General features: G+C 62.1%; 12 protein-coding genes and 2 pseudogenes. 5 read left to right on the forward strand and 9 right to left on the reverse strand.

The window, feature by feature from the left end; all coding sequences use genetic code 11:
- From MKK58_RS20230 to MKK58_RS20240, 3 genes are all read left to right on the forward strand, one after another.
- Positions 1-924 (forward strand): IS3 family transposase (locus tag MKK58_RS20230; RefSeq protein WP_243914264.1); only part of this gene is annotated, 924 nt, incomplete at its 5' end.
- 497 nt (positions 925-1,421) lie between these two features.
- Positions 1,422-3,791 (forward strand): hypothetical protein, encoded by a 2,370-nt coding sequence (locus MKK58_RS20235; RefSeq protein WP_243914265.1) that lies wholly within the window; start codon positions 1,422-1,424, stop codon positions 3,789-3,791.
- A gap of 1 nt (position 3,792) precedes the next feature.
- Positions 3,793-4,824: a hypothetical protein gene (locus MKK58_RS20240; protein ID WP_243914270.1), complete on the forward strand. Its 1,032-nt coding sequence runs from the start codon at positions 3,793-3,795 to the stop codon at positions 4,822-4,824.
- A gap of 355 nt (positions 4,825-5,179) precedes the next feature.
- On the opposite strand, the gene MKK58_RS20245 is transcribed toward MKK58_RS20240, so the two are convergent.
- The 8 genes and pseudogenes from MKK58_RS20245 to MKK58_RS20280 all read right to left on the reverse strand — a co-directional run bounded on the left by MKK58_RS20245 (position 5,180) and on the right by MKK58_RS20280 (position 13,437).
- A protein-coding gene (locus MKK58_RS20245; RefSeq protein WP_243914271.1) for an IS630 family transposase occupies positions 5,180-6,126 on the reverse strand; the annotation gives its coding sequence in 2 pieces (ribosomal slippage) (positions 5,180-5,787 and positions 5,787-6,126; 948 coding nt in all).
- Positions 6,127-6,200: 74 nt separating this feature from the next.
- A complete protein-coding gene (locus MKK58_RS20250; RefSeq protein WP_243914273.1) occupies positions 6,201-6,944 on the reverse strand; it encodes an aminotransferase class I/II-fold pyridoxal phosphate-dependent enzyme in 744 nt (247 codons plus the stop codon).
- 211 nt (positions 6,945-7,155) lie between these two features.
- Positions 7,156-7,467 (reverse strand): annotated as a pseudogene (locus tag MKK58_RS20255) (nitrile hydratase subunit alpha); the annotation flags it as partial.
- 43 nt (positions 7,468-7,510) lie between these two features.
- Positions 7,511-8,215: an ABC transporter ATP-binding protein gene (locus MKK58_RS20260; RefSeq protein ID WP_243914275.1), complete on the reverse strand. Its 705-nt coding sequence runs from the start codon at positions 8,213-8,215 to the stop codon at positions 7,511-7,513.
- Positions 8,202-10,154: an ABC transporter permease subunit gene (locus MKK58_RS20265; RefSeq protein ID WP_243914277.1), complete on the reverse strand. Its 1,953-nt coding sequence runs from the start codon at positions 10,152-10,154 to the stop codon at positions 8,202-8,204. Before MKK58_RS20265 ends, MKK58_RS20260 begins: the two co-directional genes overlap by 14 nt.
- A complete protein-coding gene (locus MKK58_RS20270; RefSeq protein WP_243914283.1) occupies positions 10,154-11,029 on the reverse strand; it encodes a branched-chain amino acid ABC transporter permease in 876 nt (291 codons plus the stop codon). The genes MKK58_RS20265 and MKK58_RS20270 overlap by 1 nt, the downstream gene beginning before the upstream one ends.
- Positions 11,030-11,040: 11 nt before the next feature.
- Positions 11,041-12,351 carry a substrate-binding protein gene (locus MKK58_RS20275; RefSeq protein WP_243914284.1) on the reverse strand — a complete coding sequence of 437 codons (1,311 nt, stop codon included), beginning with the start codon at positions 12,349-12,351 and terminating at the stop codon, positions 11,041-11,043.
- A 69-nt stretch (positions 12,352-12,420) separates the two neighbouring features.
- The gene (locus MKK58_RS20280; protein WP_243914285.1) at positions 12,421-13,437 is read right to left on the reverse strand and encodes a carbon-nitrogen hydrolase family protein; all 1,017 of its coding nucleotides are present in this window, start codon (positions 13,435-13,437) and stop codon (positions 12,421-12,423) included.
- A gap of 172 nt (positions 13,438-13,609) precedes the next feature.
- Here MKK58_RS20280 and MKK58_RS20285 point away from each other — a divergent pair, with 172 nt between their 5' ends.
- Both MKK58_RS20285 and MKK58_RS20290 read left to right on the forward strand, forming a co-directional pair.
- On the forward strand, positions 13,610-14,605 hold the full coding sequence (locus tag MKK58_RS20285) for a LysR family transcriptional regulator (protein WP_243914286.1): 996 nt from the start codon (positions 13,610-13,612) through the stop codon (positions 14,603-14,605).
- A gap of 89 nt (positions 14,606-14,694) precedes the next feature.
- A pseudogene (locus MKK58_RS20290) lies at positions 14,695-15,322 on the forward strand (integrase core domain-containing protein); the annotation flags it as partial.
- A 518-nt stretch (positions 15,323-15,840) separates the two neighbouring features.
- Here MKK58_RS20290 and MKK58_RS20295 read toward each other — a convergent pair.
- On the reverse strand, positions 15,841-18,513 hold the full coding sequence (locus MKK58_RS20295; RefSeq protein ID WP_243914287.1) for an ABC transporter transmembrane domain-containing protein: 2,673 nt from the start codon (positions 18,511-18,513) through the stop codon (positions 15,841-15,843).
- Positions 18,514-18,582 lie beyond the last annotated feature (69 nt).

Consider the following 18,582-nt stretch of genomic DNA (forward strand, 5'->3'; position numbering starts at 1 on the left):
GTCCCGGGGAAACTTCTGAGCCCCGCGCGCCGACGTGCCTGTGTCGAGCACATCATGCGGACGATGACCGTCTCCGAACGCCGCGCCTGTCGGGCGCTCGGACAGCATCGCTCGACACAGCGCAAGGTACCGCGGGGCCGCGACGATGAAGAGGCGCTGACGGCCGATCTCGTGGCGTTGGCTGAAAAGTACGGGCGTTACGGCTACCGCAAGATCAGTGCGTTGCTGAAGGCGGCCGGGTGGTTCGTCAACGACAAGCGCGTCGAGCGGATCTGGCGGCGTGAAGGTCTGAAAGTGCCGGCCAAGCAGCCCAAGCGGGGACGGATCTGGGACAACGACGGCTCCTGTGTTCGTCTTCGCCCGGAACACCGCAATCACGTTTGGTCGTACGACTTCGTCGAGGCCCGCACGCACGATGGACGTAAGATCCGGATGCTCAACGTGGTCGACGCGTTCACGCACGAATGCCTGGCAATCCGGGTCGCACGTAAGCTCAAGGGGATCGACGTCATCGACGTGCTCTCGGACCTGTTCATCCTGCGTGGCGTACCGGGCCATATTCGTTCGGATAATGGGCCGGAGTTCGTCGCGAAGGCTGTGCAAGCCTGGATCACCGCGCTCGGCAGCAAGATCGCCTACATCACGCCAGGCTCACCGTGGGAGAATGGGTACGTTGAGAGCTTCAACGCGCGTTTGCGCGACGAACTCCTGAATGGCGAGATCTTCTACACACTCAGGGAGGCGCAGATCGTGATCGAAAGCTGGAGGCGTCACTACAACGGCGTGCGCCCACATGCATCGCTGGGATACCGGCCGCCGGCACCAGAGGTGTTCGTGCCAGCGTTCACCGCTTGGCCAGCAGCGCTCGCCCAACCAGCTTCGCAGGCCAAACTACCTGTGGTGCAGCGGCCTACCGCGCACTAACTTTACTTATGGACCACCGCGTGGGGGCCGATCATATCCATCACGCCCGCTTCATCACCCGGCGCGGTCAAGGGCCTGCCCAAATGGCCAAAGTCGAGCTTAGGCGAATGCCATCATCAGCCTATCGCTTGCAATCATTCCATCACGCAGCGCGCTTCACCATCAGCTCGAGTGGGCGAAGTCGAACTGGAAGCCACGCTCCATTGAGCAATCAAACCAATATGCATCTTATATAGATTTATAGCAAGAGCTATAATGCATTCCAGTAATCCTTGACAAAGCTCGATGCACGTAGGACAGCCCCCACACAGATTGAACGAATCACACTTCAAAACATAGCAGGAGACTCTTGCACGAATAAACATACATACGAGTAGGTTATTGCAATTTTCGGCAAACATATTTTATGATCAATTTACGAGTACAAATAGGCATTCTCAAGAGGTCAAACAGTATCAAAGAATGTGTCTCACGGAACTGAAAGGCAAAGAGGCGAAATGAAAAATTTGTTGAGTCGAATATTCCAAAAACGTATAACACATGAACCCATTCATAGCAAAGAGAAAATATCAGAGATAGACCAAGGGACTTATAGGTCTGGCCACGAAGCAAGCTCAGCGCATCAACCTGATTTATCGATTTACTCTAATAACAACAAACCACCTTTGGGGAAGGCGCAGGAGGTCAGTGGGCCCCAAAGTACTGTACGCGCCGTCCTTGAGGAGTATTTCGATGCATCTTTCTATCTCGACTCGAATCCCGACGTGGCGGCGTCAGGTTGCGATCCCTTGGACCATTTCCTGGAGTACGGCTGGCGGGAGTCTCGCAGTCCAAATTCATGGTTCGACACTAAAATCTATCTCGACAATCACCCTCAAGTGCAAAGTCAAGATATAAACCCTTTTTATCATTTTTTACTTAGTGGCGAATGGACGTATAAGGACAATAAATCACAAGAAAGCAATAGTTTTGCCTACAAGAAAAGCGTAGCAAGAGAAACTGAACGGTCGCTGGTTGGGGCTAATTTCGATGCGGCATTTTATCTTGCCTGCAACAGCGACGTCGCTGACTGTGGGCGAGACCCTCTAGACCACTTCCTTGAAATGGGTTGGCGAGAGCGGCGTAACCCAACCCCATGGTTCAGTATTGAGAACTATCTCGATAGCCGTCCAGATGTTGCCGCAGCAGGAATTAACCCGTTTTATTATCACTTGCTCAATTCCGAGAAACCAACGTTTGTCAAAGCGGTATCTGCTGGCACCAATGTTAGCCCTCTTCCCTTTGACTCTGCAATGCAGGATTTTGAGCGTAAAGTCATCGAACCATATTTTGACCGTGACTACTACCTGCTGTCACATGAAGATGTTGCAAAATCAGGGGCAGACCCGCTCGAGCATTTTCTTCAACAAGGATGGCGAGAGGGTCGCAATCCGTCACCGGATTTTATAATCAATGAATACTTAAGGCTTCATGAAGACGTTAGAAGGGCTGCTATAAATCCCTTTTATCATTACTTGATTCAAGGGAAAGCAGAAGGCCGCCCCATTCAGTCTCCAAATTATATAGAAAATCAGATCATCAACGCAGCTCGATCGATGGAAAAACGTAGCGAAGATGACCAGCGGCGTTCGACCTATCGGGTCGGGTTGAGCAACGACGTTTTGACGACCCTGCTGGATCGTCTGCTAACAATCAATCAGAAGATAATCTTCGTTAGCCTCAGCCACGATAATTATACACTGAACGTTGGGGGTATCCAAAACTGCATTGGCAATGAGCAGAAAATCTTAAATGCTAAGGGTCATAGTTATGTCCATCTTTCTCCGGCAGATCCGTCACTCCATTTTAATAGCAAAGTAAGCCGTGAAGGGCTTGTCACAATTATCATAGACGGCGACCGTGTCGGGCATGCTTCCCAAAAGGAACTTACGGTAGCACTTTGCAAAAAATTTGCAGCGCTGCAGGCAGAGGTGTCATTAACTGTACATTCGCTGCTTGGTTTTAGCCTAGACTTTATTCTGAAGTTACACACGTCAGTCAAACCTAGCAGAACGTCCGTTTGGGTGCACGATTTTTCAACTTTGTGCACAAATTACGCTTTACTTCGCAATGACATTGAGTTTTGTGGGGCGCCGGAGGTAGGATCAAGTGCGTGCACGATATGTGTCTACGGTCGAGAGCGTATAGATCATCTTGCAGCAGTGAGGGAGCTATTCGAGGTAACTAGGCCTTTGGTGCTTTTCCCTTCTGAGCCTGTACAAGACGTTTGGCATCAGCGATCAGCTTTCGCTATTACGGGCTCGCGTGTCGCGCCTCATGCAAGACTTCGCCTACACAAAACGACTAGAGCATCAAAGGTTGGCGCTTCTGCTAGAGTTGCGTTTGTCGGAATGGCGTCGCCGCATAAGGGCTGGCACATCTTCCAAGAAATTGTTGCGGCCTGCAGTAAAGATCGCCGTTACACATTTTTCCACTTCGCCACAAATGCTATCGCTCGATCGCCGTCGATCCGCTTCATTCCCACCACGGTCACGATGGAACATCCGGATGCAATGGTGCAAGCTCTCATCGAGCACGATGTAGACATCGTCATACAGTGGTCGCTCTGCTTCGAAACATTTTCTTTCAGCACCCTAGAGGCGATCGCGGCCGGAACAATGGTTTTGGCACGTGTCGACAGTGGAAATGCAGCCAAACTAGTGTTAGCTCATGAGGCTGGGTTCTTGCTTTCTGATAAATTCGAACTTCTAGATCGATTTGTATCCGGCGCATTAATTAGAGATCTCGAGAAATATCGGTCGAAGGGCGTGAGCACGGGAGAGATTGAATTGAACAAAATTGATATTGCTTATACGAGCGAGATTTAAAATGAGCATGCTTGATGTGCATTGCTACACTAGCATATCATTTTCTTATTTATCGAGGGCGCGCTTACTCAGTGAAACTCTACGAAAGCATCATCCTGACTGGGTATTGTGGCTTTGCATATCTGACTTAGAGCCCGAAGGTTTTGCGCTCGACACAACAGATCATGGCTTTGATCATGTGCTCTGGCTAAAGGACCTGCCAATAGAACGACTCGAGAGCTGGATTTTTCGTCACAATGTCGTCGAGATTTGCACTGCGGTGAAAGGTTTTTTCCTGGAGAAGATTCTTGATAGCGGTGCGGATATTGTATTTTATATTGACCCCGATATTGCACTTTTTAACGACCTGATGCCCGCCGTACAAAGGCTTAGCAAAGCCAATATTGTTCTGACCCCGCACTTGGTTGAGCCAGAGCTAATTTCCCGTCAGATGTGGGAAAATGAACGCAGTACCTTGCTTCACGGCACCTATAACCTTGGATTCTTGGGTGTGCAAAACAGTGTTGAGGGAAGGCGCTTTGCGGCTTGGTGGCGGGAACGTCTTCAGTATTACTGTTTTGAGACGGCAGCTGAAGGTATTTACACAGATCAACGCTGGTGCGATTTAGTGCCAGCCTTTTTCGACGGAGTTGATATCATACGCGACTCAGGTTTTAATGTGGCAAGTTGGAATTTGAGTAGCCGTCCCATCTTTTTTGACAAGGATGGGCGAATCTTTGCTGGCTCTGCGCTTCTGCGGTTTTATCATTTTACGAAAATTGCTAACGCCGGTGCAGCTATGGTTGATAGGTACGCCGGTCGAAGTAGCGCCATCTACGAACTTGTAAAGTGGTACCGGTCTTCTCTGGACCGATACGAGGATACGAGATTGAAGGGATATTGGGCTTATGGGGTGTATTCGGACGGAACGTCGATCTTGCATGAACATCGAGTTCTCTATCGAAGTCGGCCTGATCTTCAGGAGGACTTTCCAAACCCTTTTCGGGCCAACAGCTTTCTTCGATGGATTAAAGACAGAGAAACCGCCCGCTGATTTGAACCATTAAAACCAACGCATATTTGTTTTTTGTCGCAGATAGACAAGGTAGAAGCTTATGACAGTCGGCAATACTTGATATATAGTAGAGATAATTCGCGTTATAGCGATGGGTCCGGCTATCCAAACTACCATTTGCTCATAACTGTACTCCTTCTGCTTCGCGATTTATCATCAGCCGAAATGAATAGTTTGACTGCACTGTCAGAGGCTTTGTCCTGGAGAATCGGCGAATTATGAAGCACTGGCTGGCGGCGCGTATTGATGCTCAGAATTCCAATATCGTCGGCGACGGGTAAGATTGGCCTGCCCCTATCCTGTTGCCCAGGGTTGAAGTTAGAGCGTTTTCCACTTACTCCGGATCGTAGCCGGCGGCAGCGAAGTAGTTTGCGCACTCGGTTGGTGTGAAGGCGTCGAGCAGATCGCCGACGACACTCCAGAGCCGATTGACCGTGCGCTCGGCCGCTTTGCGCAGCAGCGCCTTGAGTTTGGCGAAGGCCATCTCAATCGGATTAAAGTCGGGTGAGTACGGCGGCAGGAAGCGAAGCCGTGCGCCGCTGGCCTCGATGGCGGCCTGGATCGCTGTGCCCTTGTGGGCGGGGAGGTTGTCGAGGATGACAGTATCGCCGGGCCTGAGGGTTGGGGCGAGCACCTGCTCGACGTAGGCCAGGAACCACTCCCGCGTCATCGGTCCGTCGAGCACCATGGGCGCGCTCATCCCCGACAGGCGCAAGCCCGCAACGAACGTCGTCGTGAGCCAATGGCCATGCGGGATGCCCGAGCGCAGGCGCTGACCGCGAGCACAGCGACCGCGCAGGCGCGCCATGCGGGTGGAGAGACCCGTCTCATCGATGAAGATCAGGCGCTCAGGATCGAGGTCGGGCTGTGCGGCAAACCACGCCTCACGGGATGCGGCCACGTCGGGGCGATCCTGCTCGGTTGCGTGCGCTGACTTTTTTTCCACGTCACCGCGCGGCAGGCGAAGAAACGCCACAGCGTGCCCAATCCGACCGAGACGCTGCGCTCGGTACGCAGGCGTTCCTGCATCTCGGCCAGCGTGATGTCGTCCTTCTCTTCGGTGAGGGCGAGCAGAAAGGCTTCATGCACGTCGAGCTTGGAGCCGGGTGGACGGCCCTGACGCTGAGCCCGCGTCTCTCCTGTCATCGTCGCATGCGCGGCCCAGCGGATCACCGTAGCGACGCCGACCCGATAGCGCAGGGCCGCGGCCCGGCGGGACAGACCTGCTTCCACCGCGTCCAAGACGCGAACACGCAGATCGTGACTGTAGGCACGGGCCATGGCGATCTCCCTGACGAACCTTCAGGGATCAACGCTCACCTGGCCGCAACGACTCAGGGATCGTGGAAAATGCTCTAGATCGCCGCCCTGAACCGGACGGTCGAGGGTGCTCCCGAGGCGGGTAAACCCGCGAGTTTTTCCAGCCCTTCGCTGAGTGATCTTCGGTCGGGGGCCCCGTTCACGCAGACGCGCACGCTCTCACTCTGATGCATCGCGGAGACCTCGAATAAGCTGAGTGGTGTCACCCCCACACCGATCTCCTCAGCGGCTTGCGTATAAGCTTCGGCAGACCAGGCGTTCCAGAGGTTTAGGCGGACGTAGAACGTGTTGGGATGAGCCATGATGGGCCGTTCCGGCAGTACGGATGCCACGAGCGCCTGTCGCGCTTCGGTTTCTGCGCGCAAATCGCTGACAACGTCATCGATCTGCGGGGACATCAGAAGGCGGGTTGCCCATTCCGCGGTGAAGGGAGACGCCATCAGGGTGGTGGCACGAAGGGCGATCCCGAACGCGTGGATCAGATGACGCGGTACTTTCATGAAGCCTATGCGCAGTCCCGGACCGGCGCGCTTCGACAGGCTCGAGATATGAACGACGCGATCCGGAGCGGACGCCGCCAGCGGTCGCAATGTTGGGTCGGGCAGGAAGCCGTAGACGTCGTCCTCGACGATCATGACATCGTGGGGTGCACAGACCTCGGCCAACTCCCGCCGCCGCTCCAACGACATCGTCGCCGTCGTCGGGTTGTGCAGCGTTGGCGTACAGAACAGGACCTTCGCCTTGGTCCGCTGGCAGACGACGTCGAGGTAGTCGGGCATGAGACCTTCGCGGTCCATGCGCACACCGACCAGCGAGCGGCCTTGCAAGCCTTCGGCCGATTTCAGCCCTTAGAAGCTCAGTTCCTCTGCCAGCACAGCCTCGCCGGGCCGGGTCAACGCCATAAGCAGGAGCAGCAGGCCGTGCTGACCGCCACAGGTGATCAGCACGCTGTCGGCCTGGGCCTCGCTTCCGAAGCGGGCGAGCCGACGTGCCGCGCCCGCCGATCCCGAGCTCGCGCAATGCCGGGGTGGCGTCGGCGAGGAGGCGCGCGCGGAAAGCGGGATCGACCCAGGCACGCGCCACCGCGCGAGCGCCGTTGTGTGGGCCGACCTTGGTCTCGTAGGTCTCGATCAGCGCATCGAGGGCGGCCGGGTCGACGTAGCCCTTCTCCACGAGGACGGATTCGAGGGCGCGCACGCGCAACTCCATCGGGGAGAGTTCGCTCGCGTGGTGCGGCGTCTGATGGGCATGGTCGTGTTGGTGATGATGGGCTTCATGACCGTCGTGGTGGTCATGTGCCATGCACAATCTCCGAGCGGCATCGTAAGGGACGGGGCCGCGACCCTCATGCGGCCAGCCCCATGAAGGCGCGCATCGGCGCCGGGTCGGTCCGCAGCGCCGCCGCCGACCCTTCGTAGACCACGTGGCCGTTGTTGAAGCCGTAGACCCGCTGGGCGAAGCTGAGCACAGCGGCCACGTTCTGCTCGACGACGACGATGGTGCGGCCCTCCTCCGCGAGGCGGCGCGTGAGCGCGATCAGGTCCTGCACGATCAGCGGTGCCAGGCCCTCGAACGGCTCGTCGAGGAGGATGATCCGGGGATCGCGGATGAGGGCCCGGGCGATCGCCAGCATCTGCTGCTCGCCGCCCGACAGGGTGCGGCCCCGCGAGGTCCGGCGCTCCTTCAGGCGCGGGAAGACCTCCCAGACCCGGTCGATGGACCAGCCGTTCGGCGCGGTGAGGCGGGCCACGCGCAGGTTCTCCTCCACCGTCAGGGTTCCGAAGACGGCGCGCTCCTCCGGCACCAGTTGCATGCCGACGCGGGCGATCTTCTCGGGCGGCAATCCCTGAATCGGTTTGCCGTCGAGGCGGATCGTGCCGCTGCGCGGCGCGAGCGCGCCCATCAGGGTCCGAAGCGTCGTGGTCTTGCCCGCGCCGTTTCGGCCGAGCAGGGCCACGACCTCGTTTTCCTCGACGTGCAAGGAGACGTCGAAGAGAACGTGCGAGTCTCCGTAGAGGGTGTTGATGCCCTCGACCTCAAGCAGGCTCATGCATGGCTCCCACGATCGCGGTTCCCTCGCCGGCGGCCTCATCCGACGCCGCGCCGAGATAGGCCTTCTGGACCGCCGCATCGCGGCGCACGACTGCGGCGGGGCCGTCCGCAAGGAGGCGGCCCTCGCTCAGCACGGTGATCCGCTCGGCCAGATCGAAGACGGCGTCGAGGTCGTGCTCGACGAGAAGGATCGTGCAGGAGCGGCCGATCCTGCGGATGAGCGCGCAGGTCGCGATGCGTTCCGAGGGGCTCATCCCGGCCAGCGGCTCGTCGAGAAGGAGGACGTTGGGGCTGGTCGCCAGGGCCATCCCGATCTCGAGGCGGCGCTTCTCGCCATAGGCCAGCACGCCGACGCGGGTCTCTGCCCGCATCCCCAGGTCGAGGACGCCCAGCATGGTCGCGACCTGAGCCTCGACGTCCGTCCGGCCCTGGACCGGGGCCAGGAGGTCGAGGCGGAAGCGGCCCCGCGCCCTGGCGAGCGCCGCCACCCGCAGGTTCTCCCGCACGGTGAGATTGAGGAAAAGCTGGTTGAGCTGATTGCTCTTGGCGACGCCGCGCTGCGTCGCCTCCGTCACCCCTGCGCCCGTGAGCCGCTCGCCGAACAGCAGGACCGCGCCAGCGCTCGGGCTCACCTCGTCGGAGAGCATCTTGAAGAGCGTGCTCTTGCCGGCACCGTTCGGGCCGATGACCGCGTGGATCGAGCCGCGGCGGACCTGGAAGCTCACGCCGTCCACGGCCTTGAGGCCTCCGTAATGCCGGGCGAGCCCCTGCGCCTCCAGGGCGATCTCCGCGTGGGCGGTGCGGCCGTCGATGACCGGGCGGGGCATTGGCAGAGTGACCTCGGGCAAAGTGATGTCGTACAGCGCGACCTCGGACGGACTGTGCGGCGCCACGGCGTCTCCCGAGGCGGCTGCCGCCTCGATCGCCTCGGTTCGGGCCTTCGCGGCCCGCAGGCGGGCAGCCTCGCTGCGCTGGCGCCAGCGATGCAGGATCTCTCCGCAGATGCCCCGCCGTAGCCCCATCACGAGGCCGATGAAGGCCACGCCGAGGATCAGCTTCCAGAGCGAGCCGAAGCCGGGGATGAGCTGGAGGTTGTCGCGCAGCCAGAGCCACAGCGCCGCGCCGACGAGGGGCCCGACGAGGGTGCCGACCCCACCGACGATCGTCTGCACCACGAGCTGGCCGGACGTCTCGAGGGCGAAGGCGTCGGGGGGCATGTAGCTCTGGAAGGAGCCCAGCATCGCGCCGGCCAGACCCGCGTAGAGGGCCGCGATGGTGAAGGCCGCGAGCTTGTAGGCCGGTACGTCGTGGCCGAGCATGGCCACGCGCGAGGTGTTCTCCTTGACGGCCTTCAGGATCAACCCGACCGGTGAATGCACGATGCGCCGGGCCAGCACGAAGCCGAGGAAGAAGGTCGCCGCGAGGAGGGCGTACATGGGCAGCCCGGCGGTGATCCGTACGGCCGACTCCCCGAAGCCGATCACCGGGACCGGAACGCCCGCGATGCCGTTCTCGCCGCCCGTGTAGTCGGAGAGCGGCGAGTTCTGAACGAAGTAGGCCATCTGCCCGAAGGCCAGGGTGATCATGGCGAAGTAGATGCCGATGCGCCTGACCGCGAGCCAGCCGACCGCGAGTCCGAAAAGCCCCGCCGCCAGCGTGCCGATCAGGAAGGCGAGCCAGACGCTCTGGACAAGGCCGGAGACCAGCAGGTAGGCGGCGACGAACCCGCCGGCCCCGTAGAAGGCCGCCTGTCCGAAGGAGAGCAGGCCGGCCAGCCCGAACAGGATGTCGAGGCCGAGGCCGAACAGGGCCCAGTTGAGCGCCCGGGACAGCAGGTCGTGCGAGAAGCCCAGGGGCGGCAGCAGCACGGGGGCGGCGAGGAGAACGACGAGGAGGGCGAGTTCGGGCCAGGCGGCGCGCAGCGGACGGGAGAGCATCAGACCCGGCCCTCCGTGCCGAACAGACCTTGCGGCCGCGCCACCAGGACGAGGGCCATCAGGCCGTAGAGCATCACCTCCGAGTAGGCGGAGTTGAAGGCGCTCGTCAGGCTGATGATCTCGCCCGCGATCAGGCCGCCCACGATGGCACCGGGAAAGGAGCCGAGGCCGCCCAGGACGATCACCACGAAGGACTGCACCATGAAGCTCGCGCCCATGTCGGGCGTGACCGCGACCACGGGGGCGTAGAGCATGCCGGCGAGGCCGACCGCGACGATGCCCACCGCGAAGACGAACAGGAAGGTGCGCCGCACGTCGATCCCGAGGATGCCGACCATGCCGGCATTCTCGATGCCGGCCCGCACCACGAGGCCGACCGACGTCCGGTAGAGGACGAGGTAGAGACCGACCAGCAGGGCCGCGATGATGCCGATGAGCTGAAGGCGGTAGGTCGGGTAGACCAGGAAGCCGAGCTTCGTCGCACCGGTACCCCAGGACGGGACCGGCACCCGCTGGCTGTTGCCCCCGAACCAGGTTCGCAGGCCCTCCACCAGCACCATGCCGATTCCGTAGGTGACGAGGATCTGGTCCTCGTCCGGCCGGGCGTAGAAGTGGCGGATGACGAGCCGCTCCATGGCGAAGCCGATGATGAGCATGACGGCGCAGCCGCCGAGCAGGGCGAGCACGAAGGACTGCGTCGCCTGCATCATCACGAAGGCGGTGTAGGCACCCACCGCGAACAGCGCACCGTGGGCGAAGTTGAGCACGCCGAGCGTGCCCAGGATGATGGTGAGCCCGCTGGAGACGAGCGCCAGCAAGCTGCCGAGGGCGAGTCCGTTGAAGGCCTGTGACAGGAGGATGGCGGTGCTTGGCATGATCGCGGGCCTCAGGTGTAGGGGCCGAGCTTGCACCCGAACAGGTCGGGCGGATTCATCACCGTCTCGCCTTCGACGAGGTCCACGATCTCGTAGAAATCCTCGGGCCCCTTCATGGCCGAGGGCGCCTTGCCGCGCAGGATCGGGATCGGGCGGACCATCTGGTGGTCCTCGGCGCGGTAGTAGACCCGGCCGATCGTGGTTTCGTAGGGTTGGGACTTCGAGCCCTCCATCACCTTGATGATGTCGACCGGGTTGAAGCTTGCCGCCCGCTCCACCGACAGGGCCCAGAGGTAGGTCTGCATGTAGGCGATGTGGGCGCCCCAGCGCGGGCGGTACTTGTTCTTGGCGTAGAACGACTCGACGAAGGTCTTGGCCAGGGGATAGCGGTCCTCCAGCGCCCACCAGAAGTCGCAGGATCCGTAGACGCCCTGCATCAACTCCGGCCCGACCTCCTTGTCCTGGAACGAGGACAGGTTGGGCACCACGAGCTTCATGCTGGAGAGGACGCCGAACTGCTCGGCCTGTTTCGTCGAAGCCACCGCGTCGGACCCGAAGCAGATGTTGACGAAGACGTCGGCGCCACTGTTGGCGATGTTGAGGAGGGCGGAGCTGTAATCGGCCGTGCCGAGGGGCACCGTCTCCTTGAGGACCTGCGTCCAGCCCTGCTCCTTCGAGAACTTGGCGAACGAGTCGTAGACCGTCTGGCCATAGGTGTAGTCGGGGACGAGGAAAGCCGCCTTGAGCTTCTTGCCGAGGGCCTTGGCGACGACGGGCGCGAGGGCCTTGGCGGCCATGTAGGCGTTCTGCTGTGAGCGGAAGCCGTAGCGCTGGCAGTTCTTGCCGGTGACGTCGTTCGAGCCGGCGATGCCCACCATGTAGAGGACCTTGTCGCGGCTCGCGAGTTCCTCGAGGGCGATGGCCTCGGCGCTGCTGACGGAGCCCTGGAACAGGATCGCCTTGTCGCGCTGGATGAACTGGGTCGCGGCCTGGACCGCGACGTTGGGCTTGCCCTCCGTGTCGGCAATCTTGTGGAGGATCTGGCGTCCGAGCACGCCCTTGCCCTTGAGGCCCCAGGTGGCGGAGATCTCGCCGCCCGCATTGATCTGCGCGATGGCCAGTTCGTAGCCGAGCTTGAGGTCGCTGCCGTCGCCGGAGAACACGCCGGTCAGCGGCATGTTGAGGCCGACGAAGACCGAATCCGTGCCGACCCCTTCCGGGAAGGTGCCGATCCGGGCGGGGCTCTGGGCGAAGGCCCCGCGCAGATCCGGCAGCATCAGGCCGGCGGCGCCTCCGAGGATGAGCTTGCGGCGATCGAGCATCTTGGGGCCTCTCCGGTGTGGCTTCAGGGATCGTGGATGACGGTCTCGGTCAGGTAAGCGGCGAGCAAGTCACGCGCCGCTCGCCACCGGCGGCACCGGTTCGGGGGCGGGCGCGGGGCCGTCGCGGAACTGGGCGGGCGCGAGCCGCTGGCGGTTCACCGCGAGCTCGAAGACGTCGAAGCGGTTGTAGTAGCCCACCACATCGTGGAACTGCTTGGGCTCGACGCAGGCGTTGAGGTCGATTTCCGCGTAGAGAATGCCCTCCTCCTGGAGCGCCTCGCCGATCTGCGCCCCGGTGGGATCGACGAAGAACGAGGCGGCGCGCGGGGTCCCGTCGAGGACGTCGGCGGCGCCCGGATCGCGTGCTGCCAGGAAGTCGTAGGCGGCCTCGTCCAGCACGCCCGCCGTGACGAGGCCGAACGCCTTGGCCTCGAAGCAGTGGGCGCTGGCCCGCAGGCGGTTGGCGGCGAGATTGTCGTAGTTGCCACCGCCCTTCGGCCGGCGCGTCGGCCAGACCGGAGGCCAGGACGAGATGTGGAACTGCTCGCCCTGCGCCATCAGGGCGTAGCGCGCGAGCGGGTTCGTGTTCTCGCCACAGATGAGCTGACCGATGCGGCCGATGCCCGTCTCCACCACCTTCAGCCCGGCCCCGTCCCCCGGCGCCCAGACGAGCTTTTCGTAGTAGGTCGGCATCAGCTTGCGGTGATGGTTGAGGATCGTGCCGTCCTCGCCGATGAGGAGGTTGGCGTTCCAGAGGCAGCCCACGCTGGCGGGTGAGCGCTCGCTGATGCCGATCGACACGAAGATGCCCGCCGCCCGCGCCGCCTGCCGGATGCGCGCCACCTCCGGCCCGTCGACGAGGACCGATTGCTCGGCCATGCGGGCGAACAGATCGTGGTTGTCGATCGGAGCCGAGAGAGCCGCCCAGACCGGGAAGGCCGGGATGAAGGTCTCGGGAAAGGCGATCAGCGCGGCCCCGGCCCGGGCGGCCTCTCCAATCAGGGCGACCGCCTTGGCGGTTGTCGCGGCCGCATCGAGGAAGACGGGAGCCGCGTGAACGGCGGCGGCCTTGAACCGTGGAAGCATGGGATTTCCCTTTCCACGGCGAGGTTACGGCGCGGACGCGCCCTGCAAAGCCGGCATTTCTGCAAGGCGCCTTGCAGGATGTCCCCGAGGGACAGGTTTAAGGGGCGATCGCGAACCGAGTCCGGCGTATATCTTGCCATTCTCTGGCGCGTATCTTGCTGCCCTGAAGACCATGCAGACGTTCGATCTCCTGGACTGGAACGACATCAAAGTCTTTCTGGGAGCGGCTCGGGGCGGAAGTCTCGCCGCCGCCGCCAAGCGCCTGAGGGTCGACCAATCCACCGTGAGCCGGCGGCTCGCCAGCCTGGAAAGTGCCCTCGGTCTCGCGTTGTTCGAGCGCTTGCCGTCGGGTTTGCGCCTCAGCGACGTGGGACAGCGCCTGCTCCAGCATGCCGAACAGGTCGAGAGCGCGGTCATCTCCCTCCAGCACGAGGATCACCCCGGGAACGGCTGCATCGGGGGCCGCGTCCGGCTCGCCACCATGGAGGGGATCGCCTCCCTGTACCTCGCCGAGCGTCTCTGGGGTCTGCGGGAGCGCCACCCCGCCCTGACGGTCGACCTCGTGACCTCGGCCCAGACCGTCTACGTCAACCGCCGCGAGGCCGACCTCTTTCTCAGCTTCTTCAAACCGCCCGGAAAAGGCTTGATCTCGCAGCAGATCGGGGCATTCCGGCTCGGATTGTATGCGGCGCCGAGCTACCTCGCGCGGCAGGGATGCCCCGTCGATCTGCGGTCGCTCAAACAGCATCACTTCGTCTCGTATGTCGACGATCTCGTTCAGGTCGACTGCGTCCGATGGCTGGACGACCTCATCGAGGAGCCTCAGACGGTGTTCCGGTCCAACAGCATGATCGCGCAGAAAAGTGCCGCACTCGGAGGCTTCGGCCTCGTTCTTCTGCCGAGCTTCGCGGTGACGGCGCGCGACGACCTTGTCCCGGTTCTGCACGACACCGCATTCACCGTGCGGGAACTCTGGCTCAACGTCCACGCGGACCTGCAATTCGCCCCCCGGGTCCGTGCCGTCATGGCCTACCTCAAGGATACCTTCACGTCGGATATCCAGTTCCGGCTGTCTGAAGCGAAGCCTCCCCGAAACCAAGCCTCCCTGCAGCCACCACCCTGTGCCGACCCATCGGCGCACGCGCGGTTGTTCAATTCGGTGACCTGATGGGGCGGCGTTCACGAACGGCAAGGGCGTTCAAGTCGGATCTGCCACGGAAGCGAGTTGTCCGCGGCAGTGCCCGCCGAACCTATTCGCAGAGTAGGTTTTGGACATCGCGCCGACACTACGGCGCCTGCCTGCGACTACGGCCCGAGCGGCCCGACCACGTCTGGTCCTACGACTTCGTCGAGCACCGCACGCACAACGGACGCAAGTACCGGATGCTGAACGTCATCGACGAGTTCACCCGCGAGTGCCTGGCCATCCGTGTCGCTCGCAAGCTGAAGGCGTATGACGTGATCGACGTGCTCTCCGACCTGTTCAGCCTTCGCGGGGTGCCCGGTCATATCCGCTCGGACAATGGGCCGGAGTTCATCGCCAAGGTCGTCCAGGACTGGATCGCGACGGTTGGATCCGCGACCGCCTACATCGAGCCGGGCAGTCCATGGGAGAACGGTGACTCACGAGAGCTTCAACGCGAAGCTGCGCGACGAACTCCTTAACGGCGAGGTGTCCTACACCCTCAAGGAAGCCAGCGTCGTGATCGAGCAATGGCGGAGACACTACAACACTGTCCGACCACACTCGTCGCTCAGCTACCAGCCGCCTGCGCCTGAGGTCGTCATCTGGCCAACGGAACCGAACGGCTCAGTGCCGCCCGCTCGCCCCGCCATCGTCACGCGACCGACGATGCACCAACTTCGAACCTGGGCCACCGGATAGGGGCAGGCCAGGAGGCCTCGCAAAGGATGTACCGCGCAGATCGCGCTCCGCATGACATCCCGGCTTTGTCGGAAGAAGAGCGAGCTGCATCGATAAAGTAGATCGCGAAGGGGCGAGAGCGCGTCAGCTCTTCGGAATTGGCCGGCCTCGGCAGGCAGCGCGATATTGCTGGCGGCTCAGGCCTTTCATCCCCCGGCGGTCAGCGACGCTCGTGCAGGCGACCTTTCGGTCGGCCTTGCTCAAGAAACGCGTACCTGTCGTCGGGACGTTTGTAGGTGCGGGTGAACTGTAAGATTGAGCAAAACTCGGTGCCGGAACAACAAGCAGGAAGACGGCTAAAGCGACTGGCTTGGTCATAATAAGGGGACTCCGACGATCGCATGCCCGAACATCGCTTGGCCACCTATATCCGTGGTCGGCTTACGGGTATTTTTTGTGAAGCAATAGTCAAGCCAACCTTCGGGAACTACTACACGAAAATTTGGGGGATGATGCCACCGAACAATATGCTTACATTCCTAGATGCAGCGGGTCCCGCTTTCTCCTTGTTGCGCCACGTCGGTGAGTGGCGTCAGATCAACGATTGTGGCGGCCGGATGCGCGTCAGCCAAGGTCGAGATGATTGAGACGTGCGTTGCGTCCGGCAGTGCCTCGGTCATAATTGCGCTTAAGGTCTCAGCCGCTCCCTCGAGGTGTTCGAGGGCGCCGTCGACCACAAGTATCTCCGGCATCCGGACGATCGCGCGCACCAGATCGATCAGGATCTGCTGCCTGAGGGTCAGGTTCCGCCCGCGGTTGCCGACTTCGTAGTCGAGGCCCCGGAGACGGATGGCGTTCTCAAGGTCGAGCTCCTGCACGACGGCACGGACTTCCCTCTGGATGAACGCCTCGCCATGCATCTGCGCCGTATCGATACGCCCGAACAGGAGGTTATCGAGGATGGAACTGCGGCTGTTGATCCGGCGCGGATCATAGGGCTCGACGTCATCTCCGTCCGGTCCTTGAAGGATCAGCCGCACGGGGCCGCGGGCCAGGATGAGGCGTGCCCTCATGGACTTGTCCAGGAGGCCAAGGCGCTGGCGCGGTTCGATGTAGGACAGAGCCAGGGCAAGGAAGGCTTCTGAATCTGCCGGGCTGAGCGCCCCGTCCCGGCCTAGGCCTACGAGCCGCCGCTCGAATTCTGGGAGTTCCTCAGGCGCGATGGTCGAGTACCGCCGGAACAATGGGTGGCCGGGCGGGACGTCGCGAAAGATCTCGATCAGGTTGCGTCCGATCGCAACGCCCATCTGCGCCAGTTCATCGAGGAGGCCTGCCGACGAGAGGGCCGCGCGGAACCGGGGTTCGCCGGCGAGCGATCGGCCAATCAGAGCGGCGTCGCGCGGGACACCGAACAACAGGTTTTCGGCGATGGCCGCCTGGGGGTTGTAGCGCTGTCGGTCGAACGGAATCACAAGATTCGCCCGGCCCGCCAGGGCGAAATGGCTGCGCAGATGCGTGCGGGCCGCGATCACCCGGCGGCCGAGGGGCGTATCGTGCCGCACCGTAGACCGCATCGTCAGGCCGAAGCGGTAGAGGTCCTCCCCGAGGCCGAGCCGTTCCAGCAGCTCGAGCATGCGAGCGTCGAGTCCGGCCATGTTCGCGACTCCCGACGCCGCGAAATCGATCCAGGGATCGTCGACGGTCTCGGCCGGATTGCCGCTCACCCGAGCCTCGAAGAGCCGCCGTCCGTCCGTATCGTCGTTGCGTTCATCCGCTCCCGGCGGGTGCCGGCGCAGGCCGTACAGGATGTTGTCCCGGATGGTGCCTGGAAACATCGCCGGTTCCGGCCCCGCATATGCGATCTGGCGTCCGCGGGCTGGTTGCGGCACGGTCGTGAGATCGTGCCCGCCGATCGACACCGTGCCGTTCCGCGGGGTGGCAAGCCCAGCGAGCACGCGTCCGAAGATCCGGGAAGCCTGGCCGCCGGGGGAGATTAAGGCGAGTTGCGCGGGCAGGGTCACGGTGAAATCCGCGATCTCCAGCGGCGAGCCCCCGTGCGGCTCATGGAGGCTCACGCCCCGGCTCCGCAGGGGCGTGCCGAGGGCGCCGACCGCAGGCTCGGCGTCGGCATCCGGCCGCAGACGGTGGGGTGCGAAATGGGCCGCCACCGTCTCGTACTTCACCTCGACGTCGAGGCGCTGCTGATCCCAGTCGATCAGTTCCTTGAGGGGCGGCGGCAGGTCGCGATAGGCCGCCAGCACCGCGACGAGCTGACCGATGTCGAGCTGGCCGCGTAGGGCGAACATCCCGCCGATGGCGTAGAACAAAAATGGCGTCACCTGCGCGAGCAGGTTGTTGAGGTACTTGACCAGGAATTTGCGCTTGTAGATCTTCAGGCGCAGGTCGAAGAGGCCGTAGAGCCGGCCGCCGATCTCGGCCCGTTCCCAGCGCCCGGCATCGTTGACCGTCACGGTCTCCAGCCCGTCCAGCACCTCGCCGACGCGCCCGGCGAAGCTGCGGGAGGCGAGCTGGCGCCGGCGGCTGAGCCGGATGATCTCGCGGCGCAGGCGCGGGATCACGACGATCTGGACGGCGACGATGCCGCCGGCGACGAGCCCGAGCCAGACGTTCTGCATCAGGATGAAGGCCAGCGCGGTGGCGGCCTGCGTGCCGAGGAAGGCCGGCACCACGACGGCGTCGCCGATGAAGGTGCCGATCGGCTCGACCTCGTCGCGGATGATGGTCGCGGTCTCGGACGACTTCACCTCCCGCATCGTCTCGGGGGTGAAGCGGAGCATCAGCGAGAACAGCTGGAAGCGCAGCCGGCGCAGCATCCGCTCGCCGAGGATGCCCTTGGTGAGATTGATGTAGAACTTGAAGGCGCCGTTGATCAGGACGAGCCCGAGGAACATCAAAGACAGCCCGAACAGCAATTCGGATCGTCCGAGCTGGAGCCCCTCGAAGACGCGGTTGACGGTGCCGTCGCCGCCGAGCCACGTCGGCCAGTGGATCGTGAGGTCGAGGAAAGGGGTGGTGGCGTTGCCGTGCTGGAAGGCCTTGCCCGCGATGGCGTCGTTGACGATCCGGCGCGGCAGGTCGAGGGAGGCGAAGTAGAACGGCAGCGACGCGAGGACGACGAGGCAGATCGCGAGCTGGTCGCGCCTGGAGTATCGCCAGATGTACCCGAAGAGCCTTGGCTCCAGATCGCGCATCGCACCGATGTCCCGGACGCGCGCCGCCTTCCCCGGGAAAAGGCGTGGCGCGTCGTCGAAAGGCCCTCG

Source organism: Methylobacterium sp. J-078 (assembly GCF_022829285.1).
Classification (GTDB): domain Bacteria; phylum Pseudomonadota; class Alphaproteobacteria; order Rhizobiales; family Beijerinckiaceae; genus Methylobacterium.

Coding starts and splice junctions, on each gene's coding strand:
- MKK58_RS20260 (WP_243914275.1), bottom strand. CDS start 8,215: ATGAGCCTGCTTGAGGTCGAGGGCATCAACACCCTCTACGGAGACTCG.
- MKK58_RS20235 (WP_243914265.1), top strand. CDS start 1,422: ATGAAAAATTTGTTGAGTCGAATATTCCAAAAACGTATAACACATGAA.
- MKK58_RS20275 (WP_243914284.1), bottom strand. CDS start 12,351: ATGCTCGATCGCCGCAAGCTCATCCTCGGAGGCGCCGCCGGCCTGATG.
- MKK58_RS20250 (WP_243914273.1), bottom strand. CDS start 6,944: ATGCCCGACTACCTCGACGTCGTCTGCCAGCGGACCAAGGCGAAGGTC.
- MKK58_RS20295 (WP_243914287.1), bottom strand. CDS start 18,513: ATGCGCGATCTGGAGCCAAGGCTCTTCGGGTACATCTGGCGATACTCC.
- MKK58_RS20240 (WP_243914270.1), top strand. CDS start 3,793: ATGAGCATGCTTGATGTGCATTGCTACACTAGCATATCATTTTCTTAT.
- MKK58_RS20265 (WP_243914277.1), bottom strand. CDS start 10,154: ATGCTCTCCCGTCCGCTGCGCGCCGCCTGGCCCGAACTCGCCCTCCTC.
- MKK58_RS20270 (WP_243914283.1), bottom strand. CDS start 11,029: ATGCCAAGCACCGCCATCCTCCTGTCACAGGCCTTCAACGGACTCGCC.
- MKK58_RS20285 (WP_243914286.1), top strand. CDS start 13,610: ATGCAGACGTTCGATCTCCTGGACTGGAACGACATCAAAGTCTTTCTG.
- MKK58_RS20280 (WP_243914285.1), bottom strand. CDS start 13,437: ATGCTTCCACGGTTCAAGGCCGCCGCCGTTCACGCGGCTCCCGTCTTC.